The following is an 18346-nucleotide window of genomic DNA, read 5'->3' as shown; positions in this document are numbered from 1 at the left end:
GGTTTAAGTTGACTCATCTTACCCAGAGAATACAACCGGTGCGACCTCTCCTTTAAGTTAACTATAAATCTTAAATCTGGCCTGTGCGAAAGGCTCTAGGCGTTTGGCCTGTCCACTTTTTAAACGAGCGAGTAAACGCAGCCGTTTCAGAAAACCCGAGCTGTTGTGAGATGCTCTGAATAGATAGGGATGATTGGTTAAGCAGATGTAGAGCTGTATCGCGTCTGAGCTCATCCTTTATATCCTGAAAGCCAGTACCCTCATCATCAAGTTTTCTGCGCAGTGTGCGAACTGTCATGTTGAGTTGATGTGCGACACTCTCCATATCTATTTCGACAAACTCCATCTGTCCCATGATATCTCGAACGCGTCGCGTAAATATCGGTAGATACTCTTGTCGGGTGAACCATTGAAGGGGTGCACTGCGCAGATGATCTCGGAGTGTGTCGAGATTTTGAATGATCGGAGCTTTTAAAGCCTCTAACTCAAATATGAGTCGGTTAGCGGGTGCATCATAAGAAACCGGGCAGGGGAAAATAAGACGGTACTCATCTGCATGATCTGGTTTAGGGCCTGTCATTTGCGCTTCAAATAGATGAATCCTGCGGCCAATAAGCCAGCTTGGGAAGCGGTGCCAAAGTAAAAGTAAAAAATCTCTTAGAAGGAAATCTGGATCCAATTCGGGTTTGGAGAGTGACATTTCAAGTATCGCCTTATTACTTTCGATACTCAGGTTCAGTGTCAGTGATTCATTGACCAAGCGGTAGAAACGGCATAGGTGTTTGTAGACCTCTAAAAGGTTTGCTGCGCGCACTGCTTCTCTTGCGAAAAGACTAAATGTTCCGTATCGCGCAGGTCGCTCTGCACAAGCCATGAATTCATCGTCGCCTCGCTCCCATGAGAGGCGAGCTAGCGCACCGAATTGAGCAGGGGTTAAGCGAAACTTCTGATTTCCAAGAAGCCTCTCGTCTAGGTTGGCCTCTTTGAGGAGCGGACCGATATCGACCCCCATTCTGGCGGCAGATTTAAGCGTGCCTAGTGCGAAGTGCGTTGAAATGCTGTTGTTATCAAAATGTTGCATAGTCTGGCCGAAAATCTATTTTAAGACTTCTACTTAGGTATTAACTATGAAATATATCGCAAATCCATGTCCGAAAATATCAATAAATAGTCTCGCCTTATCATTTTGTGATTGTTGGTGATAGCAGATAATGGATAGTATGCAATTAGAGCCTTAGGAGCGGTGCATGATCGAACAGGTTGGAGTTATTGGTGCGGGCCAGATGGGGCAGGGAATTGCTCAGGTTTTGGCGTGTGCAGGCATCCAAGTTGTTCTGGTCGATATCTCCGCGGAGCAGTTGGAGTTGGCGCTTAGTCGCACTGCGTCGAGTGTTGCTAAGTTAAAAGAGCGTAACAAACTGCCAGTAGAGTGTAATCCACTACCTTTTATTGAATCCTCGGTCTCTTTAGATGCTCTAGCTCATTGTGATCTGGTGGTTGAGGCCGCCACTGAAGATGAGATGACCAAACGCAAGATCTTCCAAGCGCTAAACGGTATCTGCAAATCTTCCGCTATCTTGGCGAGTAATACATCATCGATCTCTATTGGTCGTTTGTCAGCTTTGGTTGATCAGCCAGAGCGGATGCTGGGTGTGCACTTTATGAATCCGGTGCCTTTAATGGCGCTAATTGAGGTCATTACAACCAAGCACACTTCGGAGGCTACACGAGTTGCTGTTGTCGAACTGGCTGAGAAGTTGGGTAAAACAGCGGTTGTTGTTAAAGACCGTCCAGCTTTCGTCCTTAATCGAATTTTACTGCCAACTATTAATGAGGCGATTCGTGTTGTCGAAGAGGGTACGGCAACCCCCGAGCAGGTCGATCAAATTATGACCTTGGGTGCTGGCTTTCCAATGGGACCGCTGGCCCTGGCTGATATGATTGGCTTAGATACCTGCTTAAGTATCCTAGATTTAATGTTTGTTGAGATGAAAGATGCTCGTTACTTGCCTGCGCCCCTGCTTCGTGAATATGTCGTTGATGGTCGTCTAGGAAAGAAAACGGGCGAAGGTTTTTATAATTACGACTAATCACGTGATGAAAGGCTTAAACAGAGTTAAGCTCAACAGCAAAAAGTTAACCAAGTCTCTATGAGACCTAAACAAGGGAAATAATAAAATGCATACCTCACCCTTTGAAACTAACTTGGATCAATGCGCTGCAAACTTCACTGCATTATCCCCGATCAGCTATCTTGAGCGCTCTGCGTTTGTATACCCAAATAAAATTGCGACAGTTAACGGTGATGTGCGCCGTACGTGGAAAGAGACTTTGACGCGTTGCCGACGCCTTGCTAGTGCACTCATTAAAGCGGGTATCAAGAAGGGTGAATCTGTTTCGATTATCGCGTCTAACCTTCCGGAACATTTTGAGGCGCATTTTGGTGTGCCTATGACTGGTGCAATTCTTAACTCAATCAACACCCGTCTGGACGCTTCAGCAGTTGCCTTCATCCTGCAGCACGCAGAAGCAAAAGTATTTCTTGTAGATAAAGAGTTCGGTGAGCTAGCTACAGCAGCACTCGGTATGCTTGATAACAAGCCTCTTGTCATTGGTATTGATGATGCTAGTTTCCATGAAGGCTTAATGATCGGTGAGATGGAGTACGAAGCATTTATCGCAACGGGTGATGCTGAGTTTACAGGTGAGCCTGTGACCGATGAGTGGAACGCGATTACGCTTAACTACACCTCAGGTACAACCGGAGACCCCAAAGGTGTTGTGTATCATCATCGTGGGGCCTATTTGAATGCGGCTAGTAATGCTCTGTCATGGAGCATGGAGATGCACCCCGTTTATCTTTGGACGCTGCCGATGTTCCATTGTAACGGTTGGTGTTTCCCTTGGACTATAGCTGCGCAGGCAGGTGTTAGTGTGAGCTTGCGTCACGTGCGTGCTGACAAGATTTATGAGCTGATTAAAGCTGAAAATGTGGGCTATTTCTGTGGTGCACCAATCGTGTTGAATATGCTCAATTCAGCGCCAGATTCAATGAAAGCGGGTATTAATCATAAAGTGAAAGTTATGACCGCTGGAGCAGCTCCTCCAGCCGCGGTTATAGCCGGCATGGAAGCAATGGGCTTCGATGTGACCCACGTTTATGGATTGACTGAGACCTACGGTCCTTGTGCAATCTGTGCCTGGAATGATGAGTGGGATGATAAGACAGCTGCTGAAAAAGCCGTGCTTAAAGCGCGTCAGGGTGTACGTGCTCCAATGCTTGAAGGCATGGTTGTTATGGATCCTGAAACCATGGAGCTGGTGCCAAAAGATGGCGAGACTATGGGTGAGATATTCATGCGAGGTAACCTCGTAATGAAGGGCTACCTAAAAAATCCATCAACAACTGAAAAGTCATTCAAAGGCGGCTGGTTCGCATCAGGTGATTTGGCGGTATGGCATGAAGATGGATATGTACAAATTAAAGACCGCTCTAAAGATGTGATTATCTCGGGTGGTGAGAACATCTCAAGTATCGAAGTTGAAGGCGTTCTTTATGCGCATCCTCACATTCAGGAGGCTGCTGTTGTAGCGAAAAATGACGAGAAATGGGGTGAGACGCCCTGTGCGTTTGTGACCCTTAAAGAGGGTGCTCCAGAGGTGAGTGAAGCGGACGTAATCGCGTTTTGTCGCGAACACATGGCACGTTTTAAAGTACCGAAAAATGTCGTTTTCGGTCCACTACCAAAAACGTCAACCGGTAAGATTCAGAAGTTTGTACTACGTGATCAAGCAAACGCGTTGTAAAACAGATTATTAGATTAGGTGGCTCAAGTAGCCAGGATTGAAGGAGCTAACATGAAAGCATTAGTCGCAGTAAAACGCGTTATTGACTACAACGTTAAGGTGCGCGTTAAAGCTGATAATAGCGATGTGGATTTGGCCAACACTAAAATGTCGATCAACCCATTTTGTGAGATTGCCGTTGAAGAGGCTGTGCGCCTTAAAGAGGCGGGAATTGTTTCTGAGATCGTTGTTGTATCTATTGGCGACAAGTCTTGCCAAGAGCAGATGCGTTACGCAATGGCGCTAGGTGCAGATCGTGGTATCCAGGTTGAAGCGGAAGGCAAACTTAACTCTCTTGATGTTGCTCGTATCCTTGCAAAAGTGAACGAGTCTGAGAACGCCGAGATTCTTCTTCTAGGTAAACAGGCGATCGACTCTGATAACAACCAGACAGGTCAGATGCTAGCGGCCCTTCTTGATGTGCCACAGGCGACTTTCGCTTCTGAAGTAAAAATCGCTGACGGTAAAGCCCAGGTAACACGTGAAGTGGATGGCGGTCTTGTAACTGTCGAGATGGATCTTCCTGCAGTTATTACAACTGACCTGCGTCTAAACGAGCCACGCTTCGCGGCACTACCGAAAATCATGCAGGCTAAACGTAAGCCACTAGAGGTTAAGACTCTAGCTGACCTTGGCGTTGAACTCACGAACAGCGTGCAGTTGATCTCGGTTGAGACTCCAGCAGAGCGTAGTGGCGGTATTAAAGTGGATTCTGTCGATGCGCTGCTCGACAAACTACGTAACGAAGCACAGGTTATCTAAGGGAGAGTTGATGATGAAAACGTTGATTATTGCTGAACACGACGGTCAGTCACTTAAGGGTGCAACTCTTTCTGCAGTGACTGCTGCAACTAAACTAGGCGCGCCAGTTGATGTGCTAGTGGTAGGTTCTTCTGTATCGGCAGCGGCTTCTCAGGCGGCTTCTGTTGCGGGTGTTGATCGTGTCCTTACAGTCGAAGATGCGGCTCTTGAGCACACACTTGCTGAATTCCTAGCGCCTATCGCTAAGCAACTAGCAGGTGATTACACACACATTATTTTGGGTGCGAGCACCTTTGGTAAAGATTTGGCACCACGCGTTGCGGCGCTTTGCGGTGTAAACCAGCTATCTGAAGTTATCGAAGTGATCGATGCTGAAACCTTCAAGCGTCCTATCTACGCAGGTAACGCGATTGCTACTGTTAAGAGTAGCGATGCAATCAAGGTGATGACCGTTCGTGGTACTGCTTTTGCTGCTGCAGGTAATGGCGGTAGCGCATCTGTTGAGGCTGCATCAGTCACTGTCCCTTCTGCGAAAGTGCGTTTCGTGGGTGCAGAGGTGAGCGAGTCAGATCGTCCAGAGCTTGAATCAGCGGATATCGTTGTATCAGGTGGCCGTGGTGTGGGTTCTAAAGAGGACTTCGCTAAGGTGTTCGAACTTGCAGATAAACTGGGTGCTGCAGTGGGTGCATCACGTGCTGCGGTTGATAGCGGTTTTGTACCTAACGATATGCAGGTTGGCCAGACAGGTAAGATGGTAGCGCCTAAGCTATACATCGCTGTTGGTATCTCGGGCGCGATTCAGCACCTTGCAGGTATGAAAGAGTCGGGCACCATCGTTGCTATCAACAAAGATGAAGAAGCGCCGATCTTCGGTATCGCTGACTACGGTCTAGTGGGTGATCTTCACGAGATCCTTCCAGAGCTAGTTTCAAAAATTTAAACCAACAAGGGCAGCCTAGCTGCCCTCTGTTTTTAAGAGCTTTCCAACGCTTTCCAAATCGGGAATCTATTCTATGAGTATCTATAACGCGCCTGCACAGGACACCGCTTTTGTCCTTGATCAGTTGGTAGAGTTTGACCAGCTTTGTGAATCGCTTGGCCTTGAAGAGGTTAACCTTGAGCTTGCTAACGTTATCGTTGAAGAGGCGGGCAAGTTGGCTTCAGAAGTCCTGGCGCCACTTAACTCGCAGGGTGACCATCAGGGTGCACGTCTTGAGGGTGACAAGGTTATTGAGACTCCGGGATTCTCTGATGCTTATCAGCAGTATATGGAAAACGGTTGGGCAACACTGACCGCTCCCGAGGCATTTGGCGGCCAGGGCCTGCCAAATGTTGTAGGTACGGCAGTCAATGAGTTGTGGCACTCTGCCAATATGGCGTTCGCACTTTGCCCAATGTTGACCCAAGGCTCGATTGAAGCGCTTATCGCACATGGTAGTGATGAGCTTAAAGATCAATACCTTGCGCGTCTGGTGAGTGGTGAGTGGACGGGTACCATGAACCTAACAGAGCCTAATGCAGGTTCTGACCTTGCTGCGGTATCAACCAAAGCAGTTCGTAATGGCGATCACTACCTTATTTCAGGTCAGAAGATTTTCATCACCTGGGGTGATCACCAGATGACCCCGAATATCGTTCACCTAGTATTGGCGCGCCTTCCAGACGCACCTGCTGGCGTGAAGGGTATCTCTCTATTTATCGTGCCGAAGTTCCTACTGGATGCCAATGGCGAACCGGCAGAGCTAAACGATGCGAAATGTATTTCACTGGAGCACAAGCTTGGTATCCACGGCTCGCCGACTTGTACGATGAGTTTTGGTGACAATGGCGGTGCTGTTGGTTACCTCGTAGGTGAAGAGAATAAAGGCCTTGCTTACATGTTCACCATGATGAACCATGCTCGCCAATCTGTTGGCCTGCAAGGTCTATCGATCTCTGAGCGCGCATATCAGCAGGCTGTGGCTTATGCTAAAGATCGCACCCAAGGCAGTCGTAAAGATGGCACTAAAATGCCAATCATCGAGCATGCAGATGTCCGCCGTATGTTGATGTCGATGCGCTCGGGCTGTGAGGCGATGCGTGCACTGGCGCTTGTTGCGGCAGCAGAGATTGATCGCGCTCACGCAGAGGGATCTCAAGCTGCAGCTAAAGCTCGTGTAGAGCTTCTGACACCAATTGTTAAAGGTTGGATGACGGAGATGGCCAATGAGCTGACATCGCTCAACATTCAGGTACATGGTGGTATGGGCTTTATCGAAGAGGCTGGCGCAGCTCAGCACTATCGCGATGCTCGTATCCTAGCGATCTATGAGGGTACCAACGGTATTCAGGCACTTGATCTGATCGGCCGTAAAACCATCGTTGATAATGGCGCCGCACTTGCTGTGCTGTTAGATGAGATGGCAGAGACAACAATCGAACTTCGCAATGCGGGCCTAGATAAGATGGCTAACCGTTTTGCAGCTTCTGTAGAGCGTGCTCGCGAAATACGTGAATTTATTCTAGAGCGAGCTGCAACCGATCGTAATTTGATGGGTGCAGTGGCGTTCGATTTCTTAATGCAGATGGGTTACCTAACGGGTGCTTTCCTAATGGCTAAAGAGGCTGTTAAAGCGAAGGGACTTGAGGGTGCTGGGTCTGTATACTCTGACGAGTTCCTTGCTGCAAAAGTAGCAACCGTTCGCTTCTACGCAGAGCACTACCTGCCACGAGCTGAAGCGCACGCCCAAACTATTATGACCGGCCTTGATGCAGCCTTTGTGCTGACTGACGACCAGTTCTAAACGCCAGTTTTGGAGAGCGTAATGGATTATGAAGTAATGGAGTTTGATGTCCTCATCATTGGTGCAGGACCATCAGGCTTAGCCGCAGCCTGTAAGATTAAACAGCTAAATGCTGATTTACAGGTATGTGTTGTTGAGAAAGCAGCCGAGGTGGGTGGTCACATCCTTTCCGGTGCAGTCGTTGACCCTAAGGCGCTGACTGAACTCTTCCCTGATTGGAAAGAGCAGGGTGCGCCACTCAATACTGCAGCGAAGGTTGATGAGATTGTGCTCCTGAAAAACGAGAGCAAATCGATCACAGTTCCTAACTTTGCTGCACCAAAAACCATGCACAACCACGGTTGCTACATTGCATCCGTTGGTAACCTTGCTCGCTGGTTAGCAGAGCGTGCTGAAGAGCTTGGAGTTGAAGTATTCCCAGGCTTCCCAGCAGCTGAAGTGCTTTACAACGACGATGGCAGCGTAAAAGGTGTACTCACTGGTGCTATGGGTATTGGCGCCAATGGCGAAGAGAAAGATAGCTACGTACCAAGCATGGCGCTTGAAGCTAAATTCACGCTATTCGGTGAAGGTTGTCGTGGTCACCTAGGTAAAGAGCTTATTGAGCGCTTCAATCTAGATGAAGGCAAAGATCCGCAGCACTACGGCATCGGTATTAAAGAGCTTTGGGATATCGACCCTACTAAACATCAGGAAGGTCTCGTTATCCACGGTTCTGGTTGGCCTCTAAGCGATGGTACTAGCGGTGGTTTCTTCCTCTACCATGCAGAGAATAACCAAGTGGTTGCAGGTCTTATTGTTGACCTCAACTACTCAAACCCTTGGGTTAGTCCATTCGATGAATTCCAGCGTTTGAAGCACCATCCAAAATTGGCGCAGTACCTAGAGGGCGGTAAACGCGTCTCTTACGGTGCCCGTGCAATCGCGAAAGGTGGTTACAACTGTCTTCCTGAGATGACCTTCCCAGGTGGTGTATTGATTGGTTGTGATGCAGGTACCTTGAACTTCTCTCGCATCAAAGGCGTTCACACCGCGATGAAATCGGGCATGTTGGCAGCCGAAGCTGTCGTTGCTGCGATTGCTTCTGAATCGAACACTGCCTCTACATTCAATGATCTGTACAAAGCGTCATGGTTGTACAAAGAGCTATACACCTCACGTAACTTTGGCCCTGCACTGCACAAGTTTGGTCCAATCTTGGGTGGTGCGTTTAATACCCTCGACCAGAACTTCTTTGGTGGTCGTATCCCAGTTACTCTGCATGACACCCATGTTGATAATGAGATGCTGCGTCCAGCGAGCAAGTGCACGAAGATCGAATACCCTAAACCTGATGGCAAGCTCTCTTTCGATAAGCTCTCTTCTGTATTCATCTCGAACACAGTTCATGAAGAGGATCAGCCTTGTCACCTTCAGTTGAAGGATGCGAGCGTACCGATTAGTGTCAACTTCGCACAGTATGCAGAACCAGCACAGCGCTACTGCCCAGCAGGTGTTTATGAAGTGTTGGAAGATGAAGCAGAGCCACGCTTACAGATTAACGCAGCCAACTGTCTGCACTGTAAGACCTGTGATATCAAAGACCCAACGCAGAATATTCGTTGGGTAGCGCCAGAAGGCGGCGGTGGTCCAAACTACCCGAATATGTAAAAACAACAAGGAGCCCGACGGCTCCTTTTTATTTGCTCTTTCGTTTTGCGGTGCACCATTACATGTTAGATTGCGTAGATAATCATCCTTCATTGCTCGCCAATAGGTTTAGAGGTTAAAAATGCGTTCTATTTACCCACTGTTTGCGCTTGTTTTTGTAAGCGTTGCTAGCGCTGCTCCAGTTGTATCCACTCAGTCACTGGAGTCCTTGGCCTACTCTCCTACTTTTTCTGCTCCTGCAGAAGTGATTAGTGCCAACGATGCAGCGCTCAGTGCGGAGCTCTCTGCACGTATTATCAAAATTAATGTTGAAGTGGGTGATGCCGTGAAACAGGGAGAGTCTCTGGTTGAGCTGGATTGTCGGACCTATGACAGTCAATTAGCGACGCAGCAGGCTGTGTTATCTGAGCTTAAATCCCAGCGTCCGTTGATTAAGGATCAATACTCACGCGCAAAGACGCTTCACCAAAAAGGCAATTTGGGTGACGATGCGCTGCAGCAGCGTGAGACGGCATTAATCTCTTTGGACGCCCGAATTGATGTGCAAAATCGTCAAATTGAGCTTGCTAAAATTGCTACCGATAACTGCTCCCTAGTTGCTCCATTTGATGGAGTTATTTCGGCGCGCATGGCTCAGTTGGGTGCCCTAGCAGCGCCTGGAATGCCGCTTCTACAGTTGGTTCAAATTGCTGGCGCGGAGTTAGAAGCGAAGGTTGCCCCAGGCTTAAGTCTTGCGGATAGCGCAGCCTGGTTTGAAGCGAACGGTCAGAAGTATGCGCTGGAGTTTCGTGCTGCGCTGCCGATCATTGATCGTCGTGAGCGTACCCAAGTTTACCGTTTTGGCTTTCCTGAAACTTCACCGGAAATTGGTGCTACAGGACGTTTAACCTGGACCGCCTCTCAACCCCACGTCTCATCTGAGCTGCTCGTCCGCCGTAAAGTTGGGAATGAGTGGCAGCTTGGTCTGCTAGTTGAAGATCAGGGAATAGCAAAGTTCATACCTATTGAAAATGCCATTGAGGGACAGCCAGCCGCAGTTGCGCTACCCGAGAATACCAAGGTCATTACTGAGGGACGCCTACTTACCGTTGAAGGCGAAGCGGTAGAGGTACGTTAAGATGTGGCAACGGTTTATCACAAACCATGTACTAGCAAATCTAACCTTTTTGCTAGTTCTAGCAGTGGGTCTGCTTAGTTACCAGGGTCTCCCTCGTCAGCAGGATCCAACCATCAATTTCAACTGGATTATTGTTACCACGCCTCTCCCTGGAGCAACAGCGCTGGATGTTGAAAGTAAAGTCACTGATCCACTGGAGGATGCACTTCGTTCGCTGGCTGATGTGAAGTTTGTGTCGAGTAACTCTCGTGAAGGCATCTCCAGCATTCTAGTGCGATTTGATGATATCGATGAGCGAACCTTTGATAAGCGTTTAGCAGATCTTCGTCGTGAAATACAAAATACTGAATCTGAACTGCCAGATGCGGCTCTGGACTCTCTGATTCTTGAGATTACCAGCTCAAATGCATTTCCTGCCGCGACTGTTGCAGTGACCAGCCTTGCAGATGATGAAAACCTCCGCTTACAAGCGTCTCGAATCGATAAAGATCTGTCACAACTTAAAGGGGTAGCTCGCATTGATTCGGTTGCCTTGCCTGATCCTGAACTGCAGGTAAATATCGATGTTGCAGAGCTTGAGGCCCTAGGCATATCGCCCCAGCAGGTTGCTAATACCGTCGCAGCATTTTTCCAAGATGAAGCCGCAGGTAACTTAGTTCAGGGTGATCGTAACTGGCTAGTGCGTGTCGTGGGTACTGCATCAGATCCAACCTATCTTGCGAATCGTCCTATTCTTGGCGCAGCGGGTGAGGTTTCACTATCACGTGTTGCCAGTGTGGAACGCGCGCGTGAGGACTCAAGCTTCCTAGTGAGGGTTGGCGATAAACCCTCGGTACTGCTTGCTGTTATGAAAAAAGAGGGTGCCAACACGCTTGAGCTAGTCGAGCGAGTGCAAGGCTATATGGATGATCGCAATGCCCTCTCTCAAGAGACCGGTGTCGAGATGGTCCTAATTGATGACCAAACAATTGCGACGCGTAAATCGATTGAGATCATGGAGAATAATGCTCTGATCGGTCTTATTCTCGTGTTGGTCGTTGCTTGGTTTTTCCTCGGTACACGCATCTCAATGCTTACGGCTATCGGTATTCCATTTATTTTGGCGGCGACCTTTTGGGTATTGGCAGGCCTGGGCGAAACACTCAATGTGACCGTACTTCTTGGTGTCGTGATTGTGTTGGGGATGCTGGTGGATGATGCTGTTGTTGTCGTTGAATCGATCTACTATCGACTGCAGCGGGGCTTTTCAGGCATCGCTGCCGTACAGGGATCGATTAAAGAGGTGGCCGCTCCGGTTACGGCGGCAGTATTAACCACCATTGCTGCTTTCTTACCCTTGATGCTTTTGCCGGGAATCTTGGGCAAGTTTATGAAAGTGATTCCAATGGTCGTATCGATCGCATTGGCGATCAGCTTGATTGAAGCTTTTTGGATGCTGCCAGCACACATCTTGGCGGCGAAGGTAGGTTTTGAAAAGCCCAGTCGTATTCAGCGCATTAGGGAATCTCTAACGCATCGAATGCAAATTACCTACGTTCGGTTACTAATCAAAGCTTTTCGCCGCCCAGTATTGTCTCTAATTATTGCTGTATTGCCTTTAATTGGCGCCATTGGTGCTCTGGGTAATGGCTACATCAAGATGGACTTCTTCGCAGCGGATCCTGTGCGCCTCTTTTATGTAAACGTTGAAATGCCGGCAGCGACCCCTGTTGAGAAAACGATGGAGGCGGTCTCGCGGGTTGAAGCACGTGTACGTCAGAATGTACGCGAGGGCGAGGTGCGAGCAATTGCCAGCTATGCCGGTCAAATGTTTACTGAAACCGAACCACGTATTGGTGAGCAGTATGGTCAAATACTGGTTGGGTTAAATCCTAAAACTCCGGACCTAAGAACCGTCGAAGAGATGACGGATGCAGTTCGCGAGGATATAGGTGATGTTGCAGGTCCAATACGTATCTCTTTCCTTCGCCTATCGGGTGGCCCGCCTGCCTCTAAGCCTATATCGGTGAAAGTGCGTGGCGATGATTACCAAGAGATCCGTGACGCCACTAACATTCTGATTGAGATCCTCAACAGCCATGAAGACTTTGTTGATGTCGAAGATGATGCCGCTCGTGGCCGCTATGAATTGAGTCTCGAACTCGACAGTGATGCCATCAATCGAAGTGGGCTGAATCCAGCGGATGTTCGTCGAACTCTTCGACTCCTGGTTGATGGTGAAGTTGTTGCTAGCATGCGTGATTCTGGTGAGCGTTTGGATGTTCGTGTCAGGGCTAATCCAGACTCGCTACCTTCACTGGAACGGCTGCTGAGTTACCGTATCCCAGTCCCTGCTGGTGGTGCGATTCCGCTGTCTGAGCTGGTGATCGAAGAGCGTAAGCAGTCGCTGGGTAATATACGCCACTACAACTTCCGCCGAGCTATCACGCTTGAAGCTGATCTTCGCTCTGGCGGTATGGATACAGTGCAGGCGAATGCTTTCTTGCTGGAACGTTGGAAAGAGTATGAAGAGCAGTATCCGGCAATTGATCTCGACTTCTCAGGCGAACTGGATGATATCAAAGAGAGTATGGATTCAATTGCAATCCTGTTCCTAGTGGGTGTTGGTTTGATGTACCTGATTCTGGGAACGCAATTCCGCAGCTACTGGCAGCCATTGATGATTCTAGCGACAGTTCCTCTAGCCTTTACGGGTGTTGTATTGGGCTTAATTGTGACGCAGAACCCATTGAGCCTATACACCATGTATGGTGTTGTAGCCCTCGCGGGCATTGCTGTTAACGCTGCAATAGTCCTTATCTCAGCCGCGAATGACCGCATCGGTAATGGTATGAGTCTGATGCACGCGACACTCTATGCGTCACGTCGTCGAGTGATCCCAGTTCTTATCACTACGTTAACTACGATGGCGGGTCTCTTCTCGCTAGCGGCGGGTCTTGGCGGTAAGTCGCTGATCTGGGGACCAGTGGCGACCTCGATTGTTTGGGGCTTAGGCTTCTCTTCAGTGCTGACGTTGTTTGTAATACCGCTGATTTATCGTCTATCGATGCGTCGAGCGGCTAAACGATTGGCTGAAAGCTAGGATATGAATCGCTTCGCCTTTTTGGCTAGATCTACGCAGTGGTTTTGTAGAGCTAGCCTGAAAGGCGAAGTGATCATTAAATTAAAACGGCTGCGGGTAGCGTTTGAATAATGCAGCAACCTCTGTTTGTAACTCCTCAGATAGAGGCATATCAAACGCAGCGATGTTCTCAAGAAGCTGCGCCATAGAGGTCGCACCAATAATGGTGGAAGTGACACCATCCACCTGATCACACCATGCAAGTGCTAGTTGCGATGGCGTATAGCCAAAGCGCTCAGCAAGCTTTACATACTCTGCTACTGCTTCATGCGCTTGAGGCGTATTGCGATGAAGGGTTGCTAGATTTGAAATACTCCAGCGGCTACCTTCCGGCATTTCACCGTTCGCATATTTACCCGACAGCATACCTGATGCCAATGGCGACCAAGGCAGGTAGGCGATATCCTCATGTAGGCAGTTCTCTATCAGGTAGGGCCAATCTTTTGCATGCAAAAGGCTGAACTCATTTTGAATAGAGACGGGCCTTGGAAGATTGTGTTGGCGACTCAATTTTAGGTAGGTGTTAATGCCCCATGGAGTATCGTCTGACAAACCAAAGTGGCGAATCTTGCCAGCTTTAATGCAGCTATCTATACCCTGCAAGATATCCAGCATCTGTGCTTCATGCTCAGCCGCGTTAATATCACTGAACTTATAGAAGTTGGGAGTGTGCTTTCCGAAGTGAGGTGAGGTGCGGTTCGGCCAGTGTAACTGGTACAAATCTATGTAGTCCGTCTGAAGTCGCTTCAATGAGTTATCGACTGCATCAATAACTGCCTGACCTGTAATAGGTCCACCGTCTCGTACCCAAGGGAGGCCAACGCCCGCGATTTTGGTAGCGATAATCATCTCGCCGCGGCGTGATGGATTGCGCGCAAGCCAGTTGCCAATAATCTCTTCAGTTTTGCCGTAGGTCTCTGCCGTTGGCGGTACCGCATACATCTCTGCTGTATCAAAAAAATTGATGCCAACCGATAGCGCATGTTCTATCTGTTCATCAGCCTCAGCTTGAGAATTCTGCTTGCCCCAAGTCATGGTGCCTAGACAGATTCTTGAGACAGATAACCCGTTTGTTCCTAACGTCGTGTATTGCATATTAACTTCTCAATTCAACCTAATGTCATGCTTCTAATCAGTGACTTACGTTAACACAAGCGCTCTAGTTTAGGGCGGGCAATATTCATTTGGTTAAAGATCAAAGTTGGTTGGCATCATCACAACATCACGAATAGTCATGTGCCTTGGACGAGTTAGCATGAATATGATCACATTTGCGATCTCTTCCGCTTCAACCAAGCTGCCATTAGCTTTCGCCTCTTCCAGCTTATCCTGCGGCCAGTCTTTCAGCAGTCCAGTGATGACTGGACCGGGTGAGATTGAACCTACTCGTAGTCCGTGCTTAAACACCTGACGTCGGGTGGTTTGCACAAAACAGTCGATCGCCCATTTAGACGAGGCGTAGACGGGCTCCCAAGGTGTAGGGTAGTGCGCGGCAAGTGAGCTCGTCACGATGATGTCGCCAGTACCGCGCTCAATCATATGTGGGAGAATAGAGCGCACGTTTTTCATCACCACGTTGACGTTCAACTCCATCACGCGATCGATTGCATCAAGCTCTGCATCAACAAGGTCGCCACCGACATAAAGGCCCGCATTTGCGTGGAAGATATCTAGGTTAGGTACGAGATCCAGGATTCTATGCATTAGCTGAGCACAGGTAGCACGATCTAAAAGATCAGTGACCAATGGAATGGCGCGTTCGCCAAACTCATGACAGATCTCAGTCAGTCGAGCTTCGTCCCGATCTATAAAGATGACGGTCGCACCCTCATCATGCATGGCACTTGCGCTGGCATAACCAATGCCAGACGCTGAGCCTGTTACTGCAGCAAACTTTCCATCGAGTTGTCCCATAGATGGCTCCTTTTTATGAGTTATTAGAGATCTTTAAGCGCAGGGTAGATTTTGCGGTAGTGCTGATACGCCTGTTCGTAGAGCGATACTGTAGCCTGATTAGGCTCTATTCGTCTTTCAATATGTGGTGTTGTAAGTACAGAGATAGGATCAACATCTTCAGCAGCTAAAAGAGCTAGTCGTGCTGCACCAAATGCAGCACCAAAATCACCATCGGCGGGAATTAAGATACTCTTGTTCAGGACGTTAGAGAGGGTTTGAATCCAAAAGTTGGAACGTGAACCACCGCCCACGGCGATAATTTCATCCACTTGTGCGCCCGCTTGATTGAGCGCTTCTAGATTGTCACGAATAGCGAAAGCAACACCTTCCATAATGGCTTGGGTAAGCGTTGCTCTATCAGACTCATGTTCTAGTCCTACAAAAACGCCGCGTATTTGCGCATCGTTATGGGGTGTTCTTTCCCCAGATAGATAGGGGAGAAAACGCACCGATGCCGGTTCATTTGCAGCGGTTGGCAACTCAGCATCTAACTCAGCTGCAGAACACCCTGTGAGATTGGCATACCAGTTGAGTGCGTCGGTGGCCGATAGTATGACTCCCATCTGGTGCCAGGTATTTGGAATGGCGTGGCAAAATGCATGTACTGCACTGGCTGGCAGTGGTTTGAATCCATCGGTTGCAGCGAATATAACCCCCGATGTTCCCAGTGACAGGAAGGCTTGACCTTCAGATACAACCCCCATGCCGATTGCAGATGCTGCATTATCACCTGCGCCGCCACCAATAATGACATCCTTGCTGAGCCCCCAGCGATTGGCTAGTTCAGCCCTAATAGTGCCAGCAGCATCTGATCCTTCAACTAGACGAGGCATTTGATCTAACCGCATACCAGAGAGTGCAAGAAGCTCTTCAGACCAGCAGCGATCAGCGACATTGAGCCAGCTTGTGCCAGCTGCATCAGACATTTCAGATATATATTCACCGCTTAGCCAAAACGCGATGTAGTCCTTAGGCAGTACTACCTTCGCTGTTTTAGCAAAGACCTCAGGTTCATGTCGTGCGACCCACACCAGTTTAGGTGCAGTAAAACCAGGAAAAACAATATTGCCAGACAGCTCGCGAAACGCTGGCATTGCATCGAGTTCAGCAGCCTCTTGGTAGCTGCGGGTGTCATTCCAAAGGATTGCAGGTCTAAGTGGCTGGCCATTCTCATCAAGCAGCGTAGCACCGTGCATCTGACCAGAAAATGAGATCGCTTTTATCTGAGAGAAGGCTTCGGGTTGTGCCGCCTTGAGTTGGTCCATGGCTGACTCACAGGCACTTATCCAATCTGCAGGGTCCTGTTCAGACCAGCCTGGGTGAGGGCGAGAAACAGTAATTGCTGAATTTTTGCTGTCGATAATGCCCTGTTGGCGATTAATTAGAAGTGCTTTAACACCTGAGGTGCCAAGATCGAGTCCTAGGAACACGGTGAGTCTCCGCTATCTTATTGTTTTTCTTAAGTGAAACAGAATATTGATGATTTGTTTCTAATATTACGATCAAGTTAACACTTTAATGCAATTATTACTGCATGTGCGTAATAAATATGCAAGAAAGTACCATCAATGAATTTTTCTGTATAAGATGTATAGAAAATCTAATGCTACTCTGTTGCACAGATGCTCACCAGTATCGATTCATCTATGAATTAAAGTACCGGTGGTGTCAGATAAAAATAAATCCGACAGGAGTCCAACATGAAAGTTAAAATGCTCTCGGCTGCCGTTGCTGGTGCCGTAATGCTATCAAGCCAAGCATTCGCTGGTTCACACGGCGGTACTGAACTTGTTATCGCAACAGTAAACAACGGTCACATGATCGAGATGCAGAAGCTCTCTCCTAAGTTTGAAGAAGAGACTGGCATCAAAGTTAAGTGGGTTACCCTAGAAGAGGGTGTTCTACGTCAGCGTGTTACTACTGATATCGCGACTAAAGGCGGTCAGTTCGACATCATGACTATCGGTATGTACGAAGCTCCAATTTGGGGTGAGAAGGGCTGGTTGGCTCCTCTTAACTTCAGCGCTTCTTACGATGTGAACGATATCCTACCTGCAATGCGTGGTGGTCTATCTCACAACGGAAACCTATACGCTGCACCTTTCTACGGTGAGTCTTCAATGGTTATGTACCGTAAAGACCTAACTGATAAAGCGGGTATTACTCTTCCATACAACCCAACTTGGGCTGATATGGAACAAGCGATTGCAGCAATGCATGATCCAGAAAATGGTGTTTATGGCGTATGTCTACGTGGTAAACCAGGTTGGGGTGATAACGCTGCTTTCCTAACCACTATGGCAAACACCTTCGGTGCTCGTTGGTTCGATGAAAACTGGAAGCCTCAGCTAGACTCTGCTGAGTGGAATGCTGCAATGAACTTCTACATCGATCTAATGACTAAGTACGCGCCTCCAGGGTCGTCTGCAAACAGCTTCAACGAAATCTTAGCTCTTATCAACGAAGGCAAGTGTGGTGCATGGATTGATGCAACTATCGCTGCATCGTTCGTATCTGACCCAGCGCAGTCTAAAGTTGCTGACAAGATCGCTTACGCACAGGCTCCAGTTCAGAAAACCAAGCGCGGTGCAAACTGGCTATGGGCTTGGGCACTAGGTATCCCAGCTTCATCTGAGAAGAAAGAAGCTGCGATGAAGTTCCTAGAGTGGTCAACTTCTAAGGACTACATCAACCTAGTTGGTGAAACTAATGGTTGGGGTCGCGTACCAACAGGTACTCGTTCATCTACTTACGCTAACGAGAAGTTCCAGGCAGCTGCTAACTTCGCAAGCGCTGAGATGGACGCTATCAAGAGTGCTAACCCATACGACTCTACCTTCGAGAAAACTCCATACACTGGCGTACAGTTCGCAGCGATTCCTGAGTTCCAGGCTATCGGTACAGCGTTTGGCCAGCAGATGGCAGCTGCTCTTGCAGGTGATAAGAGCGTAGAAGAAGCGCTTGATGCAGCACAGAAAGCTGCTGATCGCGAAATGCGTAAAGCACGTTACTACTAATCTGTAGTACGTGAGTGAGGTACGCCTCACTTAGAAATATCACCCCCGTCAGCTATGTTTGGCGGGGGTGTTCTCCCTCTGAATTAATTTCGGT

At 48.5% G+C, this 18346-nt stretch carries 13 protein-coding genes; 9 read left to right on the top strand and 4 right to left on the bottom strand.

The window, feature by feature from the left end:
* Positions 1-70: 70 nt before the first annotated feature.
* A complete protein-coding gene (locus HH196_RS08260; RefSeq protein WP_169451656.1) occupies positions 71-1081 on the bottom strand; it encodes an AraC family transcriptional regulator in 1011 nt (336 codons plus the stop codon).
* A gap of 166 nt (positions 1082-1247) precedes the next feature.
* Here HH196_RS08260 and HH196_RS08255 point away from each other — a divergent pair, with 166 nt between their 5' ends.
* The 8 genes from HH196_RS08255 to HH196_RS08220 all read left to right on the top strand — a co-directional run bounded on the left by HH196_RS08255 (position 1248) and on the right by HH196_RS08220 (position 13240).
* A complete protein-coding gene (locus HH196_RS08255) occupies positions 1248-2090 on the top strand; it encodes a 3-hydroxyacyl-CoA dehydrogenase family protein (protein WP_169451655.1) in 843 nt (280 codons plus the stop codon).
* Positions 2091-2178: 88 nt separating this feature from the next.
* A complete protein-coding gene (locus HH196_RS08250) occupies positions 2179-3807 on the top strand; it encodes an acyl-CoA synthetase (protein ID WP_169451654.1) in 1629 nt (542 codons plus the stop codon).
* 51 nt (positions 3808-3858) lie between these two features.
* The gene (locus HH196_RS08245; RefSeq protein ID WP_169451653.1) at positions 3859-4608 is read left to right on the top strand and encodes an electron transfer flavoprotein subunit beta/FixA family protein; all 750 of its coding nucleotides are present in this window, start codon (positions 3859-3861) and stop codon (positions 4606-4608) included.
* Positions 4609-4621: 13 nt separating this feature from the next.
* Positions 4622-5548: an electron transfer flavoprotein subunit alpha/FixB family protein gene (locus HH196_RS08240; protein ID WP_169452356.1), complete on the top strand. Its 927-nt coding sequence runs from the start codon at positions 4622-4624 to the stop codon at positions 5546-5548.
* Positions 5549-5621: 73 nt separating this feature from the next.
* Entirely contained in the window at positions 5622-7391 is a 1770-nt protein-coding gene (locus HH196_RS08235; protein ID WP_169451652.1) for an acyl-CoA dehydrogenase, read from the top strand.
* Positions 7392-7412: 21 nt separating this feature from the next.
* A complete protein-coding gene (locus HH196_RS08230) occupies positions 7413-9041 on the top strand; it encodes an electron transfer flavoprotein-ubiquinone oxidoreductase (protein ID WP_169451651.1) in 1629 nt (542 codons plus the stop codon).
* 121 nt (positions 9042-9162) lie between these two features.
* On the top strand, positions 9163-10158 hold the full coding sequence (locus HH196_RS08225) for an efflux RND transporter periplasmic adaptor subunit (RefSeq protein ID WP_169451650.1): 996 nt from the start codon (positions 9163-9165) through the stop codon (positions 10156-10158).
* A gap of 1 nt (position 10159) precedes the next feature.
* A complete protein-coding gene (locus tag HH196_RS08220) occupies positions 10160-13240 on the top strand; it encodes an efflux RND transporter permease subunit (RefSeq protein WP_169451649.1) in 3081 nt (1026 codons plus the stop codon).
* 81 nt (positions 13241-13321) lie between these two features.
* Here HH196_RS08220 and HH196_RS08215 read toward each other — a convergent pair whose 3' ends face one another.
* The 3 genes from HH196_RS08215 to xylB all read right to left on the bottom strand — a co-directional run bounded on the left by HH196_RS08215 (position 13322) and on the right by xylB (position 16665).
* Positions 13322-14374: an aldo/keto reductase gene (locus tag HH196_RS08215; protein ID WP_169451648.1), complete on the bottom strand. Its 1053-nt coding sequence runs from the start codon at positions 14372-14374 to the stop codon at positions 13322-13324.
* A gap of 93 nt (positions 14375-14467) precedes the next feature.
* Positions 14468-15193, bottom strand: a complete 726-nt coding sequence (locus HH196_RS08210; RefSeq protein WP_169451647.1) for an SDR family oxidoreductase — start codon at positions 15191-15193, stop codon at positions 14468-14470.
* Positions 15194-15216: 23 nt separating this feature from the next.
* The gene (xylB, locus tag HH196_RS08205) at positions 15217-16665 is read right to left on the bottom strand and encodes a xylulokinase (RefSeq protein WP_169451646.1); all 1449 of its coding nucleotides are present in this window, start codon (positions 16663-16665) and stop codon (positions 15217-15219) included.
* A gap of 270 nt (positions 16666-16935) precedes the next feature.
* On the opposite strand from xylB, the gene HH196_RS08200 reads away from it, so the two are divergent.
* A complete protein-coding gene (locus HH196_RS08200; RefSeq protein WP_169451645.1) occupies positions 16936-18252 on the top strand; it encodes a sugar ABC transporter substrate-binding protein in 1317 nt (438 codons plus the stop codon).
* The last annotated feature ends 94 nt before the right edge of the window (positions 18253-18346 follow it).

The organism is Marinobacterium sp. LSUCC0821, assembly GCF_012848475.1.
In the GTDB taxonomy this organism is placed as follows: domain Bacteria; phylum Pseudomonadota; class Gammaproteobacteria; order Pseudomonadales; family Balneatricaceae; genus Marinobacterium_E.
Note: the sequence above shows the minus strand (reverse complement) of the source record. Positions and strands in the feature narration are given on the sequence as shown.